The following is a 15,976-nucleotide window of genomic DNA, read 5'->3' as shown; positions in this document are numbered from 1 at the left end:
CACGTGAGAGTGCAGGCGAGCGCCCTATAACAACTGCGACGGGGTTTGTCCACCAAAGCGAAGGAGACTGGCGATGACGACCTATACGGCTGCGATCGACTGGAAAGAAGCGGTTCTGGATGCCGCCTTGGTGCATGTCCCTTTGACGGCTGGTCCGAGGCGACGCTGCGGGCGGCGATTGCCGATTCGGGTTGTGCGCCTGCCCTCGCGCGGGCTTTGTTCCCGCGCGGTGGGATCGATCTGGCCGTGGCCTACCATCTGCGCGGCGACCGGATGATGCGCGACGCGCTGGGGGCAAGTGACCTTTCGGCGATGCGCTTTCGTGACAAGGTCGCCCATGCGGTGCGTTTGCGGCTCGAGGCCGTCGGCGAGCGCGAGTTGGTGCGCCGCGGCACCACCCTTTTCGCCCTGCCACAGCATGCGGCTGAAGGAGCCAAGCTGATCTGGGGCACGGCAGATGCGATCTGGGTCGCGCTGGGTGACACCGCGCGCGATTTTAGCTGGTATTCCAAGCGGGCAACGCTTTCGGCGGTCTATGGCTCGACGGTGCTTTACTGGCTGGGCGACGATTCGACTGGCAATCAGGCAACGTGGGATTTCCTCGACCGGCGGATCGGGGATGTGATGCAGATCGAAAAGGCCAAGGCGGCGATCAAGGACAACGCTTTGGGAAAGGCGCTGCTTGCAGGCCCGGCGAAGCTGATGGAGAAATGGCGCGTGCCCACGGTGCCTGACGATTTGCCGGGGCGAATGATGGACCGGTTTCGCTGAAAGGCCCCAAGAAATGGAAATGTCCCACACGATGCGCGCCGTGGAGATCCGCGAACCCGGCGGGCCAGAGGTGCTGGTGCCCGTGACAAAGCCTGTGCCGGTGCCGAAACACGGGCAGATCGTGATACGTGTAGCCTATGCGGGCGTGAACCGGCCCGACGCCTTGCAAAGGGCAGGGTCCTATGCGCCGCCCGCCAATGCCTCGCCCTTGCCGGGGCTTGAAGCGTCGGGCACGGTGGTCGAGGTCGGGCCGGGGGTGACGCGCTGGACCATCGGCGACAAGGTCTGCGCCTTGCTGCCGGGGGGCGGCTATGCGGAATACGTGACCACTCCCGAAAGCCACGCGCTGCCGGTGCCGGCGGGAATGGGCCTGCGCGAGGCGGCCTGCCTGCCGGAAACCTGCTTTACCGTCTGGTCCAACGTGGTGATGCGCGGCGGGCTCAAGGCGGGCGAGCGGTTCCTGGTGCATGGCGGGTCAAGCGGGATCGGCACGACCGCGATACAGATCGCCAAGGCGCTGGGTGCGCGGGTGTTTACGACTGCGGGCTCTGACGAGAAATGTGCCGCCTGCGAGGCGCTGGGGGCCGACAAGGCGCTGAACTATCGCACCGGCGATTTCGTGGCGATGATGCATGACGAGGGGGGCGCGCAGCTTATCCTCGACATGGTCGGCGGATCATACCTGCCGCGCAACGTGAAGGCTTTGGCGACCGAGGGGCGGCTGGTGCAGATCGCCTTCCTGACCGGTGCGAAGGTGGAGCTGAACTTTGCCGAGGTGATGATGCGGCGTCTGCTGATTACCGGATCGACCTTGCGCCCGCAAAGCGACCTTGCCAAGGCGCGCATCGCCGCCGAGGTCGAGGCGAATGTCTGGCCGATGATCGCGGGCGGCAAGTTCAAACCGGTGATGGACAGCGAGTTCGTGCTGGAAGATGCAGCAAAGGCGCATGAGCGGATGGAAAGCTCGGGCCATGTGGGAAAGATCGTCCTGAAGGTCGAAGCGTAGGGTGGGTCGTTCCGGCTGCGTGCAGACGGGTTGACCCACCTGTGCCCAGGGTGGGTGAACCCGCGCAGTCGCGGAACCACCCACCCTACCTGACGGGTACCAGAACGGCGTCTTTCAGCGAACAATCGCGGCGGACATCCACGCCACAATCGCGGGGTTCGAGGTCGCGCGTCAGGCAGATGCGGACCTCTTCTATCATGCCGTCATCGCAGGTGACGGTAATTGCGTCGCGGGACAGTTGCGGGTTGGCCTCGACGAAGGCGTCTTCGACCACGCTCGCGGGGAGTGTGACGCGTTTGGGCAATCCGCGCAGGACGGGCGGGATGGTCACGCTGTCATAGGCGCGGCGCGAGGCGGCAAAATAGTCGCGCGGCGACAGGCCCGAGCAGCGGCCGTGTTTCTTCCATTCATAGAATGCAAGGCCCGCGCCGCCCATGATATCGGACATGGCCGCCGTCTCGCCCCGTGTCGGGTCTGGCTGTCCTGTGCGGCAGAACGAGGGAAAGCCGTCTTCGTAATTCGGCCAAAGCCCGTGCAGGGTGAAATCGAAACCGCGCCCCGCGTCGCATTGCGGATCGCCCCGCGCATCTCCGGTCAGGCTGCACCATGTCGCCGACCACGACAGCGCCATCACGTAGTAATCGAAATCACCGGCGCGTTCTCCCTCGGCCCGCACGGGGTTTGCCATCGTCGAAAGGGCCGCGATCAGGGCCAAGCGATGCAACATCATTTCCACTTTCCTCTTACCCGAAAACTCACTATACGCGCGGTTGAACTTCCCCGAAATCGTGGAAAGGCGGCCCCGGTCGCAGCCGATTTACCGGCCTACGGTTTCATGGCCACGAGAGATTTTGTAAAGGAGCATCCGATGACGACGAAGCCGCTTATGGCCAAGGCCACCGCTGTCTGGCTTGTCGACAACACCACGCTGTCCTTCCGCCAGATCGCCGGTTTCTGCGGGATGCACGAGTTGGAAGTGCAGGGCATCGCCGACGGGGATGTTGCCACGGGCGTCAAGGGCTTCGATCCGGTCGCGAACAACCAGCTTGATGCAGTCGAGATCGAGAAGGGTCAGAAAGACCCGCTTTACATGCTGAAGATCAAGTTCAACGCCGCCGCCGTGGGCGAGGAAAAGCGTCGCGGACCGCGTTACACTCCGCTTTCCAAGCGACAGGACCGTCCGGCCGCGATTCTGTGGCTGGTCAAGTTCCACCCCGAACTGTCGGACGGGGCCATCGGCAAGCTTGTGGGCACCACGAAGCCCACGATCCAGTCGATCCGCGAGCGGACCCACTGGAACATCAACGGCATCTCGCCGATCGATCCGGTTGCGCTGGGCTTGTGCCGTCAGTCCGAGCTTGATTCCGCCGTGCAGGCTGCCGCCCGCAAGAAGGCCTCGGAAGGCACCGTGATGACGGATGACGAGCGGCGCAAGCTGGTGTCGACCGAGCAATCGCTTGGCATGGACACCGAGCCGAAGATGCCTTCGGGCCTCGAGCAGTTCGCGCGGACCGAGCGGGAAGAAAAGCCGGCCGATTTCTCGGATGCGGAAAGCTTCTTCAACCTTCCCGCAAACGATGATGACGACGAGGATGACGAAGACGACAGCCCGCGCCGCTGATCGTATCGTCCGGATTGTTCAAGAAAGCCCCCGTCCGCTGGATCGGGGCTTTCTGCTTGTTGCCGCTTGCCGTTGCTTGACGTCCCCCCCCACCCCAGCCCTCCCCCATTGGGGGGAGGGAGGCGATGGTTCTGGTGCGGTGCAAGGGGGGACGCGATGTGTTTGAGTATTTTTGCCAAGATGAAGGGGCGGGCGCTTCTTGTCAGAACCGTTTGCGGGCACGCAGGGCTGCGCCGATGGTGCCATCGTCGAGATAGTCCAGTTCGCCGCCGATGGGCACGCCCTGGGCGAGCGAGGTGATGGCCACGCCTGCGCCTGACAGGCTGTCGGCGATGTAATGGGCTGTGGTCTGACCGTCGACTGTGGCGTTCAGCGCAAGGATGATCTCGGCTACGCCTTCGTCACGGACACGGGCGGCGAGATGCGGGATACGCAGATCTTCGGGGCCGATGCCGTCGAGCGCCGAAAGTGTGCCACCAAGCACGTGGTAGCGGCCTTTGAAAACGCCCGCGCGTTCCATCGCCCAAAGATCGGCGACATCCTCGACCACACAGATTTCGGGTATGGCGCGGCGGTCGTCGGCACAGATCGCGCAGCGGTCGGCGGTGCCGATATTGCCGCAGATCACGCAGTCACGCGCGTTCAGCGCCACGTTTGCCATCGCCTGCGCGAGCGGGGCCATCAACTGGCCGCGCTTCTTCAGAAGCGTCAAGACCGCACGTCGCGCCGAGCGGGGGCCAAGCCCCGGCAGCCGCGCCATGAGGTCGATCAGCGCCTCGATTTCGCGCGGGGCGTCGTCCTGCATCAAAACGGCAGTTTCATGTCGGCGGGTAGGCCAAGCGCGTCGGTCATCTTTCGCATTTCATCGGCCATGCGCTGCGCGCCACGGCTTTGAGCATCGCGGATCGCGGCGACGATCAGATCTTCGACGACCTCTTTCTCCGATGCGACGAGGATCGACGGGTCGATGTCGAGCCCGGTCACCTCGCCCTTGGCCGTCACGCGGGCCTTGACCAGCCCCGCGCCCGATTCGCCCAGAACGACCGTATTGGCGAGTTGCTCTTGCATCTCGGCCATCTTGGTCTGCATTTCCTGCGCTTTTTTCATCATTCCGGCCATATCGCCAAGGGCGCCGAGTCCGGGAATACCTTTGAGCATATCTTGTCCTTTTCAGCTGTCTTCGAACGGGTCCCACTCATCCTCGACCTCGGGCAGGGCCTCGGTCAGGGCGGCTGCGGCCAGGGTTTCGGGGGTACGTATCTCGGCAATCCTTGCGCCGGGAAAGGCGGTCAGCACGGCTTGGACGAGAGGGTTGGCCTGTGCCTCGGCTTCGGCTTGCAGCCGGTCGGCATCGCGGGATTCGGCGATGGTCTGGCCACCGCCGTCATTCACGACCGACACACCCCAGCGCGCGCCGGTCCAGCCTTGCAAACGCTGGCCAAGGCGGGCTGCAAGATCGGGTGCGGCATCGCCAGTGGGTTGGAATTCGATGCGGCCCGGCGCGTAGCGGGCGAGGCGCAGGTTGGTTTCGACCTCGAACAGCAGTTTCATGTCGCGTTTGGTGCGGATCAGTTCGACCACCGCGTCGAAGGTTGCATAGACCTGCAACTGGTCTTCGGCCAAGGCGAGCGCCTGATTGCCCTGTGTGCCGCCCTGCATCGTCGGGCCGCGCATCGGGGCGGCGGGTGCCATCCGCATGGATGCACCGTGAACCATTCCGCCGCTGCCGCCCCCCCTGCCGGAGCGCCGCCGCCCATCGGCGGTTGCGGTTGGCTTTGCAGCTTGCGGATCAGCGCTTCCGGGTCGGGCAGGTCGGCTACATGCGTCATCCGGATCACCGCCATTTCGGCGGCCATCATCGCATTGGGGGCCAAGGGCACTTCTTCCAGCGATTTCAGCAGCATCTGCCACATGCGCGACAGAACCCGCATCGGCAGCCTTTCGGCCATGTCCAGCCCGCGCGTGCGTTCATCCGGCGGCGTCGTCGGGTCTTCGGCTGCAGAAGGCGTGATCTTGATCACCGAAATCCAATGCGTGATCTCGGCCAGATCGCGCAGCACGGCCATGGGGTCGGCTCCGTCGGCATATTGCGCGGCAAGCTCTGACAGTGCCCCTGCGGCATCGCCCGTCAGGATCATGTCGAAAAGGTCGAGCACGCGGCCACGGTCGGCAAGGCCAAGCATGGCACGGACCTGCGCTGCGCTGGTGGTCCCCGCGCCATGGGCGATGGCCTGATCCATCAGCGACATGGCATCGCGCACCGATCCCTCGGCCGCCCGCGTGATCAGGGCCATCGCGTCGGGCGCAAGGCTTGCACCTTCGGCCGTAGCGACCCGCGCAAGGTGGGCCATCATCACTTCGGGCTCGATCCGTTTCAGGTCGAAGCGTTGGCAGCGCGACAGCACGGTGACCGGAACCTTGCGGATTTCGGTGGTGGCAAAGATGAATTTCACATGTGCGGGCGGTTCTTCCAGCGTCTTGAGCAGCGCGTTGAAGGCGTTGGTCGACAGCATGTGCACTTCGTCGATGATGTAGATCTTGTAGCGGGCGCTGGCCGCCCGATAATGCACGCTATCGATGATTTCACGGATGTCGCCCACGCCGGTGCGGCTGGCCGCATCCATTTCCATAACGTCGACGTGGCGGCCTTCGGCAATGGCGCGGCAGGGTTCGCAGACGCCGCAGGGTTCGGTCGTGGGGCCACCGGTGCCGTCGGGGCCTGTGCAGTTCAACCCCTTGGCGATGATGCGGGCCGTAGTGGTCTTGCCCACCCCCCGCACGCCGGTCATCACAAAGGCGTGGGCGATGCGGTCAGCCGCAAAGGCGTTCTTCAGGGTTCGAACCATCGCCTCTTGGCCGATAAGGTCGGCAAAGGTTTGCGGGCGGTACTTGCGGGCAAGGACCTGATAGGCTTTTTCCGGAGCGTCGGACATGGGAACCGCTTTCACCTGAATCAGCGGTTACACTAGGGCCGGGCGCGGGCGGCGTAAACCCAAGGGAGGGGCGATGGCGGTTCTGAGGGTCGGCGGGGGCGAGGTATCTATCGGTCCCTGTGCCGGACGGGGCGGAGATTTCGCGGGCGACCTTGTAACCTTGCTGACCGGGCCGCCCGATCTGGTGCTCAGCCTGACCGAGAGCGCCGAGATGGAGCGCGTGGGCGCGGCTGGATTGCCCGAGGCGCTGGCCGCAGCGGGCGTGGTGTGGCGGCACGTGCCGGTCAGGGATTACGGCGCGCCGGAGGCCGGTTGGCCGGACGCCGAGGCTGCGGCGCGCGATGTGCTGGCGCGGGGCGGCCATGTGCATGTGCATTGCATGGCCGGATGCGGACGATCGGGTGCGGCTGTCCTACGCCTGATGGTCGCATCGGGCGAAGCGCCTGCGGCGGCGCTGGTGCGGTTGCGGTCGGTGCGCCCCTGCGCGGTCGAAACGCCTGCACAATACGAATGGGCAACGACCGGAAGTGTATGGAAAAGGTGAGAGGCTGACAACGACCCAAGCGGGGCTCGTTACGGCTGCTTCCTTCCGGACCTGACCGGGTTGGCGAGGCGCTCGCCCGCGCCAACCTCTCACGGCCCATATAGGTGGCAACAGCGGGATTCGCAAGCGGGTCCGGACAGTGCTTTGACGCTGCGTTCAGATCAGACCGGCAAGGCGGGCACCGGTCATAAGGTCGGCCGCGACATGGGCTGCAAAGCGGCCGTCGGTCGGCGCCACGTCGGGAATCTGCACGACCACGCAACCGGCACGATGCGCGGCTTCGGCGCCGATATCGCTGTCTTCGAACACAAGGCAACGCGACGGGTGCACGCCCAGACGTTCCGCCGCAAGCAGATAGGGTTCCGGTTCAGGCTTCGGTGCAGTCACGTCGTCAAAGGTGATGATCTCGCGGAAATGCGCGGTCAGGCCGGCGATTCCCAGCTTGTGATGTGCCCCTTTGCGCCCGGACGAGGTGACAAGCGCCATTGGATGCGCGATCCGGCCAAGCAATTCGACCGCGCCCGCCTTCAACGGCAGCCCCTCGCTCATGGCGTTATCAAAGCCCAGACGCCAATGCTCGTGGAACTGCACAAGATCGAGCAGCGGCAGAGTGCTTTGGATGATCTTTGCGGCCATCGGTTCAGCTTTGCCCACAAGGCCATGCATGAAAGCCTCGTCCACCGGATGGCCGCAGGCGGCAAAGGCGGCAAGGCCCGATGTCATGGCCAGGCTTTCGGTGTCGATCAGCGTTCCGTCGAGGTCGAAGAAGACGGCGTCGAACATGGGGGCGGTCCTTTCGCGGTGCGGCGCCTTCCTAGCCGATCACAGCGAAAGGCGAAAGCGCAGGAAACCCGCTTCCGTCTGGCCCAACACTTCGGGGCTGAACTGCGGAATATCTGCGCGCAGGGCTGCGGCTTCGGGGCCGGTCTCGAAGATGACGGTCGTGCCCGGCATCGGGGCAAATCCCCAAGGCTGACCGGCCTCGATTCCGATCGTGCCGCGCGTTTCGACATGCCATGCGATCAGGTCGGAAATCGGCATGTCGCTTCGCGCAACGGGGGGGCGGGATGTTCCGGGATAGATGCCGCTGCCGGCGCGGTAACTGTTGGTTGCAAGCAGGTAGCGGCCTTCGGGGTCTATGGGGCGTCCGTCCAGAGAAAGCTGGCCGATGCGGCGTGCCGTGGCGTCGATCAGGCTGCCTTTGGCATCGAAACGTGGCGGTTGCGACAGGTCGATGCGAAACGAAAGCCCGTGGATCAGGTCGAAGTCGAACCCCGGTATGTCGGGCCGGATCAGCGCTGCGTCCGCTGCTTTCGGGGCGATCTGGTGGAACAGGATCGCGGCCCGTTCAAGCCAGTCGGTGATTTCCGCACCCGACAGATCCAGAAGCACGGGTGTATTCGGGTGCGTGTAGATACCCGCGATATGACGCAGCAGGATCGGCCCGGGCGGAATATGCGAATAGTTCCCCGGTCCGCCGCGACCACCCGTCCGGAACGGAGCGACCGCGGCCAGCAGGGGCACACCGGCGAAACCGGGTGGCAGGGTGTCCTTCCAATGGGCCAGTTGCGCCTCGGCGATCAGCCGATGGGTGGCGCAGGGGCAAACCAGTGCGAAATTGCTGTGCAAACGGTGGGTCGTTTCCCCCAAAGGGCGGCGCATCGCCGTGACCGTCGCCTGATGCGCGGGCGTGGCAAGGCGCGCAAGTTCGGGATCGGCGGCGGGGATCGCCGGGCTTTTCACCGCCCGAACCCGATGCGAGGACAGCTGCCAGCCTTGCGGCCCGTTCGTCAGCTCCAGATCGATCACCCCGAGATGGGACCCGTGAAAGCCTGCCATCACTGCCGGCTTGCCGTAGATCGTGCCAGTCGTGGCATCGGCAGGGGCGGGCAGGCCAGCGGCCTGCGTGTCGGGAAACACCAGATGGGTATGACCTGTCACGATCACGTCGACCTGCGGCAGACTCGCAAGCGGGATTGCCGCATTCTCCATGTTGCGATGCGGCACGGCGCTACCAATGCCGGAATGGGCGAGGGCAATCGTAAGGTCGGGCCTCTCCGCGGCCAGATCGGCCAATGTCCGCTCTGCTGCTGTCAGGATGTCTTCGCCTTGCACCGCGCCGTTCAGGCGCAGCGCCTCCCACAGCGCCGTCTGCGGTGGTGCAAAGCCGGTAATGGCGATGCGAAGCGGCCAGTCTTGGCCTGTGGTATCGGTCACGGTCCGGTCGAGCAGCACAAAGGCGGGGACGAGCGGGCCGCCACCCCCACGGCCAAGGTTTGCCGAAACGACGGGAAAGCGGGCAACGGTCAACGCCCGTTCGAGAAACGCCAGACCATGGCTGAATTCGTGGTTGCCAAGCGTTCCCGCATCATAGCCCAGCGCATTCATCGCCACGACCATCGGATGGGCCGCCGTCCCGTGGCGTTCCTGCCAGTCGCCAAGCGGGCTGCCCTGAAGAAAATCGCCATTGTCCAGAAGGACACAGTTCCGCACCTCGGCGCGCAGCCTGCGGATCATCGGCGCAAGCTGGGCGAGTCCGAGGCTTGCAGGCTTGTCCGTGATATAGTCCCAGGGCATCAGATGCGCGTGCAGATCGCTGGTGGCCAGAAGGCGAAGCTGCACCGTTCCTGCACCCTCTGGGTGCGTCGGGTACGAGGGCGGCTGTCTGGTCAAATCGATACCGTAGGGAACCGCGGCCTCATACAGCAGGCCACGCTGCTGATGTTTATACAGATTGACTGGTTAACGCAACCTCAGATTGTGTTTGGTGGATTTGCCTTGGCGGGGCTTGCGTGGCACAGAGACGGGCGGGCGCGCAAAAGCCCGGACAGACACGGGGACGGAACATGCGGCATGCCGAAACAGTGACCTTTGGCGGTTCGGGGCTAGACCGTGCGGCGACTTTGCGCGGTGACGCAGCGGCGCTGGCTGCGGCTTTGGCCCAAGGACGGGTGCTGCCGGTATGGCGCGGCAAGCCCCTGATAAACGGTGACGATCTGGGTTGGGTCGGGCCCGGCAGTCCGGTTCTGGCAGGGGCAGGCCCCGCCGTGTTTCTGGGACTGGACGAAGGGATCGCGCGGTTCGCCCAAGACATTTCGCACTGGTCGCCCGAAGCTGGTGCGCCCGCCGTCGAGGCCGGGTTCTTCGATCCGTCCGAGCAGCGGCATCCGGCGCTGGACGACAGCTTCGCCTTTGCCGAATTGCGCGGCGTCATGGTGCGGCTGACGCCAAGGGCCGCGGAACTGGCCGCAAGCGCCAAGGCGGTGCTGCACTGGCACCGCAGCCATGGCTTTTGCGCGGCCTGCGGTGCTGCGACGCTGATGACCCAAGGCGGGTGGCAGCGCGACTGTCCGGCCTGCGCGGCGCATCACTTTCCGCGCACCGACCCTGTCGTGATCATGCTTGTCACACGGGGCAATTCGCTGCTGGTCGGTCGCAATGCCAACTGGCCCGAGGGGATGTATTCGCTTCTTGCGGGCTTCGTCGAACCCGGCGAGACGATCGAGGCCGCGGTCCGGCGCGAGGTCTTCGAAGAGGCAGGCATCCGCGTCGGTGCGGTCCGCTATCTTGCAAGCCAGCCCTGGCCCTTTCCGGCAAGTCTGATGCTGGGCTGCGCTGGCGAGGCGCTTGACGAGACCATCACGCTCGATCCGGCAGAACTGGAAGATGCGCTTTGGGTCAGCCGCGAAGAGATGGTTTCGGCGATGGCGGGCCTGCATCCGCGTCTGAAACCGGCACGAAAGGGCGCGATCGCGCATTTCCTTATCGCCAACTGGCTTGCCGACCGGCTCGATTGATACGACATTAACCGAAAGGGTGAAAAACCCGTAGTAAGCGGTGCGGCAGTCAAGGGCGAGTGAATGAAACTGAGCGGCAGAACCGATATCGGCGCATCACTCGATGCAACATTTGCCTTCCTGACCGATTTCGACGGTTGGGAACGGGCGGCGCTGCGCCGTGGTGCCGATGTCACGCGCACGGACAAGCTGAAGAAGCCGGGGCCGGGAATGACCTGGCACGTGCGTTTCGCATGGCGCGGGCGCGAGCGCGAGTTGCAGATCAAGGTCGTAGCATTGGACCCGGCCGGCCAGTTGACCCTCGATTTCGACGGCCCCTCCGTCGAAGGCCGTCTGAACGCCGAACTTGTGTCGATGGCGGCCAAGCGCACGCGGCTTTTGATGCAACTCGAAGCAAAGCCCCGTACCCTGACGGCGCGGCTGTTCATCCAGTCGTTGAAACTCGCCAAGACGCGGGTGCAGAAACGCTTCGACGGGCGGCTGGCCCAGATCGCCGCCGACATCGAGGCGCGGCAGGCCTGAGCGGGCTACCCGCGCTGACGGTCGGTCGGATAGACCCCGAGGATATTCACCTGCGAGGTGAAATAGCGCAGCTCTTCCAGCGCCAAAGCCACGTTGGCATCGGCGGGATGGCCTTCGATATCGGCATAGAATTCCGTCGCGGTAAAACTGCCGCCGACCATATAGCTTTCCAGCTTGGTCATGTTCACGCCGTTCGTGGCAAATCCGCCAAGCGCCTTGTACAGGGCCGCCGGAATGTTGCGGACGCGAAAGGTAAAGGTCGTCATCATCTTGCCTGCGCCGCGCCGCGTGTCGTCGGGCGTGCGGGACATCACCAGAAACCGCGTCGTGTTATTCGCCTGATCCTCGATCTGCGGGGCGATGACGTCCAGCCCGTAGATGCTTGCCGCGAGTTCGGAGGCGAGCGCAGCCTTGGTCTTGTCGCCGCGCTCGGCGACTTCGCGTGCGGCGCGGGCATTGTCCGACGAAACCTTGCCGCGGATGTTGTGTGCCCGCAGGAAATTCGCGCATTGCGGCAGGATGACCACATGGCCATGGGCTTCGGTGATGTCGGCAAGCGTTGCGCCGGGCACGCCCAACAGGTTGACATGCACGCGGACGAACGCCTCGTCCACGATATGAAGGCCTGACTTCGGCAAGAGCGAATGCACATCGGCAACGCGTCCATAGGTGGAATTCTCGACCGCCAGCATCCCCAGATCGGCCTCGCCACGCGCGACTTTTTCCACAACCTCTTCGAAGGTGGTCGCAGGGACTGCTTCCATATCCGGGCGCGATTGCTGACAGGCCTGATGCGAATAGGCGCCAAGTTCCCCCTGAAACGCGATACGACCGGGCATTTCTTTATCCCTTGCACGAAAACCCCTGCACAGGGGCGATTGGTCGCGCTAGTACACCTTGAAAGAGGGTGGTGGAAGCGGATACATACCGCGCCAAACGACGGCCAAGGGAAGGCGCGACATGTTCGACACGATGACTCTGACCAAAGTGACCGGCGCGGTTTGCGGCTCGCTGCTGGTTTACATGCTGGGCGCATGGGCGGCGGAATCGCTCTATCACACCGGTGGCGAAGGCCACGGCGAAGAAGTGGCGCAGGCCTACAGCATCGATACCGGTGTTGAAGAGGCCAGCGCCGATGCTCCGGCCGAAGAAGGCCCGGATTTCGCGACAGTCTATGCCGCTGCCGATCCGGCCGCCGGCGAGAAGGTTTTCGCCAAATGCAAGGCCTGCCACAAGGTCGATGGCGGCGATGCGACCGGCCCGCACCTGAACGGGGTCGTTGACCGCGCCAAGGCTTCGGTGGCGGGTTTCAGTTATTCCGAAGTCCTGCTCGGCATGGCAGGCGACACTTGGACGCCGGAAAACATGTCCAATTTCCTGCACAGCCCGAAAGATTATGCGCCCGGCACCAAAATGTCGTTCGCCGGTCTGCCGAAGGCTGAAGACCGTGCCAACGTCATCGCTTATCTGGCAACGCTGAAATAACGCGACACGCCGGATTTTGGGGCCGTTTCCTGCGGGGAGCGGCCCTTTTTCGTTCTTTGCCCCCGTTTCCAAGGGGATCTTTCGACGAAAGAATTCCGGTCGCGGGCGTAGAAGCTCTTCCCGGAGAAAAATCCTGGGTCCGGCTGCGCGGGCTTTCACGCAATCGCAACTTGAGGCTTGGGATTGTTCCGCTAGCATACCACCGCAGGCAAGGTGGGAGCAGGGTATGGCGGCGGTTGGGGCTAAGACAGGCGACGGCAGGGCGGTGCGTCTGGTCGGGGCGGGGTTTCTCGTTCTGGCGCTGGCGGGGTTTGCCGTGGCGGCCCGGGCCGAAACGGTGATCACGTCGCATGCGATCACGACCTTTGGCGATCCGCCGAAATACGTCACAGATTTCACCCATCTGGATTACGTGAACCCCGACGCGCCAAAGGGCGGCGAGATTTCCATCTGGACCTCGGGCGGATTCGATTCGATGAACCCCTATTCGGTCAAGGGACGGTCGGCGGCGCTGGCCTCGGCGCCCTACGAATCGATCCTGACGGGAACCTCGGACGAGATCGGCACAAGCTATTGCCTGCTGTGCACCACTATGGAATATCCCGAAGACCGGTCTTGGGTGATCTTCAATCTTCGCCCCGAGGTGAAATTTGCCGATGGCACGCCGATGACGGCGGATGACGTGGTTTTTTCCTTCGATGTGTTCCTCGAAAAGGGTCTGACGGATTTCCGCACGATCTTTGGCCAGCAGGTCGAGAAAGCCGAGGCGCTCGATCCGCATCGTGTGAAGTTCACCTTCAAGCCCGGCGTGCCGACGCGCGATCTGCCCTCCAGCGTGGGCGGTCTGCCCGTGCTCTCCAAGGCGCAATACGAACGCGAAGCGCTCGACCTCGAAGAAAGCAGCATGACGCCGTTTTTGGGAACCGGCCCCTACATGCTCGACAAGCTGGATATGTCGAAGTCGATCGTATGGAAGTTGAACCCCGATTACTGGGGCAAGGACTTGCCGATCAACAAGGGTCGCAACAATTTCGACCGTATCCGCGTCGAATATTACGGCGATTATCAAGCGGCGTTCGAGGGGTTCAAGGCGGGAAACTACACCTTCCGCAACGAGGCGTCTTCGATCACTTGGGCGACGGGCTATGATTTCCCCGCCGTGGCAAGCGGCCAGATCATCAAGACCGAACTGCCATCGGGGGCCAAGGCGAACGGGCAGGCGTTCCTGTTCAACCTTCGCAAGGACAAGTTCAAGGATCCGCGCGTGCGCGAGGCTATCGGGATGATGTTCAATTTCGAATGGTCGAACGAGACGCTGTTCTACGGGCTTTACGCGCGGATCAATTCGGTCTGGGAGAACAGCGATCTCGCCGCGACGGGTACGCCCTCGCCCCAAGAAGTGGCGATTTTGCAGCCCCTGGTCGATGACGGCACCTTGCCTGCGGCTATTTTGACCGATGATGCAGTGATGGCGCCCACATCGGGCGCGCGGCAGCTGGACCGCAAGAACCTGCGCGCGGCATCCGACCTGCTGGATCAGGCGGGCTGGACCGTGGGCGATGACGGGATGCGCCGCAACGACAAGGGCGAGGTACTCAAGGTCGAATTCCTGAACGCCAGCCCGAGTTTCGACCGCGTGTTCACGCCCTATATCGAAAACCTCAAGGCACTGGGGATCGATGCCTATATGACCAGCATCGACGACGCGCAGATGGAATCGCGCACCCGGCCGCCGAGCTATGATTTCGACATCATCACCGGCAATGCGCGGTCAGATTACATTCCGGGGTCTGACCTGAAACAATACTACGGGTCGCAAACCAGCGACGTGTCGGCCTTCAACCTGATGGGGCTGAAATCGCCCGCCGTTGACCGTCTGATCGACGTGGTGATGGCCGCCGACAGCAACGACAAGCTCAAGGTCGCCACCCGCGCGCTTGACCGGGTGCTGCGGGCCGAACGCTTCTGGGTGCCGCAGTGGTTCAAGGCCAAGCACACGGTCGCCTATTACGACATGTACGAACATCCGGAGCAATTGCCGCCCTATGCGTCGGGCGAGCTTGATTTCTGGTGGTACAATGCCGAGAAGGGCGCAGCGTTGAAGGCGGCGGGCGTCCTCAAGTGATTGCAAAGTAAGGCGCGTCCCGATGGGTGCCTATATCCTGCGGCGGTTGTTGCTGATCGTCCCGACGCTGTTCGGGATCATGCTGATAAACTTTGCCCTGACGCAATTCGTCCCCGGTGGACCGATAGAACAGGTCGCCGCACGGCTGGAAGGCGGCGGCGACGCGCTTGAGGCTGTTTCCGGTTCGGGGGCAGATGCCGGAATACAGGCGGCAGAAGATGAGGGCTATATCGGCGCACGCGGCCTGCCGCCCGAATTTCTGGCGCAACTCGAGGTGCAGTTCGGTTTCGCTCGCATCGTCTGCGACGAGGGCTTCACCGGCAAGCCCAGCATCAAGGCGCCCGAATGCCGCAAAGAGGTTATCCCGCCCGCCGAGCGGTTCTTTACCATGATGGGCAATTACCTGCGCTTCGACTTCGGCCAAAGCTACTTCCGGTCGATCGACGTGATGGACCTCGTACTGGAAAAGATGCCCGTGTCGATCACGCTGGGGCTGTGGTCGACCCTGATCGCCTATCTCATCTCGATCCCGATGGGCATCCGCAAGGCGGTGCGCGACGGTTCGACCTTTGACACATGGACCAGCGGCGCGATCATCGTGGGCTACGCCATCCCCGGTTTCCTGTTTGCCATCCTGCTTCTGGTGCTGTTTTCAGGCGGCTCTTACTTCCGGCTGTTCCCGCTGCGCGGGCTGACCAGTGACAATTGGGAAGAATTGTCATGGTGGGGCAAGGCCGTCGATTACCTGTGGCACATCACCCTGCCGGTGGTGGCGAGCACGATTTCCAGCTTTGCCACGCTGACCCTGCTGACCAAGAACAGCTTTCTGGAAGAGATCAAGAAGCAATATGTGATGACCGCCCGCGCCAAGGGCCTGACCGAAGGCCGCGTGCTTTACGGCCATGTCTTCCGCAACGCCATGCTCATCGTCATCGCCGGGTTTCCGGCGCTCTTCGTCAGCGTTTTCTTCGGCGGCAGCCTGATTATCGAAACGATCTTTTCGCTCGACGGTCTGGGGCAGCTGGGCTTCAAGGCCGCGGTCGAGCGGGATTATCCGGTGATCTTCGGCACGCTGTTCTTCTTTGGCCTGATCGGTCTGGTGATGGGGATCATTTCCGACCTGATGTATGTCTGGGTCGATCCGCGCATCGATTTCGGGAAAAGGGGGTAAC

At 63.5% G+C, this 15,976-nt stretch carries 14 protein-coding genes, 1 other RNA gene and 2 pseudogenes; 9 read left to right on the top strand and 8 right to left on the bottom strand.

The genetic code is table 11. The features are described 5' to 3' along the window. Positions 1 to 73 precede the first annotated feature (73 nt). Positions 74 to 771, top strand: a pseudogene (locus tag HYN69_RS14785) (COQ9 family protein). Positions 772 to 784: 13 nt separating this feature from the next. Continuing rightward, the gene (locus HYN69_RS14780; protein WP_108436411.1) at positions 785 to 1,777 is read left to right on the top strand and encodes an NAD(P)H-quinone oxidoreductase; all 993 of its coding nucleotides are present in this window, start codon (positions 785 to 787) and stop codon (positions 1,775 to 1,777) included. 85 nt (positions 1,778 to 1,862) lie between these two features. Here HYN69_RS14780 and HYN69_RS14775 read toward each other — a convergent pair whose 3' ends face one another. Next, entirely contained in the window at positions 1,863 to 2,504 is a 642-nt protein-coding gene (locus HYN69_RS14775) for a ribonuclease T2 family protein (RefSeq protein WP_108437241.1), read from the bottom strand. A 141-nt stretch (positions 2,505 to 2,645) separates the two neighbouring features. Between HYN69_RS14775 and HYN69_RS14770 the strand changes: the two genes are divergently transcribed. Beyond that, positions 2,646 to 3,398 (top strand): DUF1013 domain-containing protein, encoded by a 753-nt coding sequence (locus HYN69_RS14770; RefSeq protein WP_108436410.1) that lies wholly within the window; start codon positions 2,646 to 2,648, stop codon positions 3,396 to 3,398. Between the two features lie 202 nt (positions 3,399 to 3,600). On the opposite strand, the gene recR is transcribed toward HYN69_RS14770, so the two are convergent. From recR to HYN69_RS14755, 3 genes and pseudogenes are all read right to left on the bottom strand, one after another. Next, positions 3,601 to 4,203: a recombination mediator RecR gene (recR, locus tag HYN69_RS14765; protein ID WP_108436409.1), complete on the bottom strand. Its 603-nt coding sequence runs from the start codon at positions 4,201 to 4,203 to the stop codon at positions 3,601 to 3,603. Next, positions 4,203 to 4,556, bottom strand: a complete 354-nt coding sequence (locus HYN69_RS14760) for a YbaB/EbfC family nucleoid-associated protein (RefSeq protein WP_108436408.1) — start codon at positions 4,554 to 4,556, stop codon at positions 4,203 to 4,205. Before HYN69_RS14760 ends, recR begins: the two co-directional genes overlap by 1 nt. A gap of 12 nt (positions 4,557 to 4,568) precedes the next feature. Continuing rightward, a pseudogene (locus HYN69_RS14755) lies at positions 4,569 to 6,331 on the bottom strand (DNA polymerase III subunit gamma/tau). A gap of 73 nt (positions 6,332 to 6,404) precedes the next feature. Here HYN69_RS14755 and HYN69_RS14750 point away from each other — a divergent pair. Further along, complete coding sequence (locus HYN69_RS14750) at positions 6,405 to 6,875, top strand: protein-tyrosine phosphatase family protein (RefSeq protein WP_108436407.1); 471 nt, start codon at positions 6,405 to 6,407, stop codon at positions 6,873 to 6,875. Here the strand turns inward: HYN69_RS14750 and ffs are convergent. The 3 genes from ffs to HYN69_RS14735 form a co-directional block, all read right to left on the bottom strand. Continuing rightward, positions 6,870 to 6,967, bottom strand: an RNA gene (ffs, locus tag HYN69_RS14745) — signal recognition particle sRNA small type. The two genes, HYN69_RS14750 and ffs, sit on opposite strands and share 6 nt — an antisense overlap. A gap of 64 nt (positions 6,968 to 7,031) precedes the next feature. After that, entirely contained in the window at positions 7,032 to 7,658 is a 627-nt protein-coding gene (locus HYN69_RS14740) for an HAD family hydrolase (RefSeq protein ID WP_108436406.1), read from the bottom strand. A 39-nt stretch (positions 7,659 to 7,697) separates the two neighbouring features. After that, the gene (locus tag HYN69_RS14735; RefSeq protein ID WP_159082492.1) at positions 7,698 to 9,497 is read right to left on the bottom strand and encodes a bifunctional 2',3'-cyclic-nucleotide 2'-phosphodiesterase/3'-nucleotidase; all 1,800 of its coding nucleotides are present in this window, start codon (positions 9,495 to 9,497) and stop codon (positions 7,698 to 7,700) included. A gap of 224 nt (positions 9,498 to 9,721) precedes the next feature. On the opposite strand from HYN69_RS14735, the gene nudC reads away from it, so the two are divergent. After that, a complete protein-coding gene (gene nudC / locus HYN69_RS14730; protein ID WP_108436404.1) occupies positions 9,722 to 10,672 on the top strand; it encodes an NAD(+) diphosphatase in 951 nt (316 codons plus the stop codon). A 63-nt stretch (positions 10,673 to 10,735) separates the two neighbouring features. Beyond that, positions 10,736 to 11,194 (top strand): SRPBCC family protein, encoded by a 459-nt coding sequence (locus HYN69_RS14725; protein WP_108436403.1) that lies wholly within the window; start codon positions 10,736 to 10,738, stop codon positions 11,192 to 11,194. 5 nt (positions 11,195 to 11,199) lie between these two features. On the opposite strand, the gene HYN69_RS14720 is transcribed toward HYN69_RS14725, so the two are convergent. Further along, positions 11,200 to 12,033 carry a prephenate dehydratase gene (locus tag HYN69_RS14720; protein ID WP_108436402.1) on the bottom strand — a complete coding sequence of 278 codons (834 nt, stop codon included), beginning with the start codon at positions 12,031 to 12,033 and terminating at the stop codon, positions 11,200 to 11,202. Between the two features lie 121 nt (positions 12,034 to 12,154). Here HYN69_RS14720 and HYN69_RS14715 point away from each other — a divergent pair, with 121 nt between their 5' ends. The 3 genes from HYN69_RS14715 to HYN69_RS14705 all read left to right on the top strand — a co-directional run bounded on the left by HYN69_RS14715 (position 12,155) and on the right by HYN69_RS14705 (position 15,975). Then, complete coding sequence (locus HYN69_RS14715) at positions 12,155 to 12,679, top strand: c-type cytochrome (RefSeq protein ID WP_108436401.1); 525 nt, start codon at positions 12,155 to 12,157, stop codon at positions 12,677 to 12,679. 226 nt (positions 12,680 to 12,905) lie between these two features. After that, positions 12,906 to 14,804, top strand: coding sequence for an extracellular solute-binding protein (locus tag HYN69_RS14710; RefSeq protein WP_108436400.1), 1,899 nt, complete (start codon positions 12,906 to 12,908; stop codon positions 14,802 to 14,804). Positions 14,805 to 14,826: 22 nt separating this feature from the next. Continuing rightward, positions 14,827 to 15,975: a microcin C ABC transporter permease YejB gene (locus HYN69_RS14705; RefSeq protein ID WP_108436399.1), complete on the top strand. Its 1,149-nt coding sequence runs from the start codon at positions 14,827 to 14,829 to the stop codon at positions 15,973 to 15,975. Position 15,976 lies beyond the last annotated feature (1 nt).

It is taken from the genome of Gemmobacter aquarius, assembly GCF_003060865.1.
GTDB lineage: Bacteria > Pseudomonadota > Alphaproteobacteria > Rhodobacterales > Rhodobacteraceae > Paragemmobacter > Paragemmobacter aquarius.
Note: the sequence above shows the minus strand (reverse complement) of the source record. Positions and strands in the feature narration are given on the sequence as shown.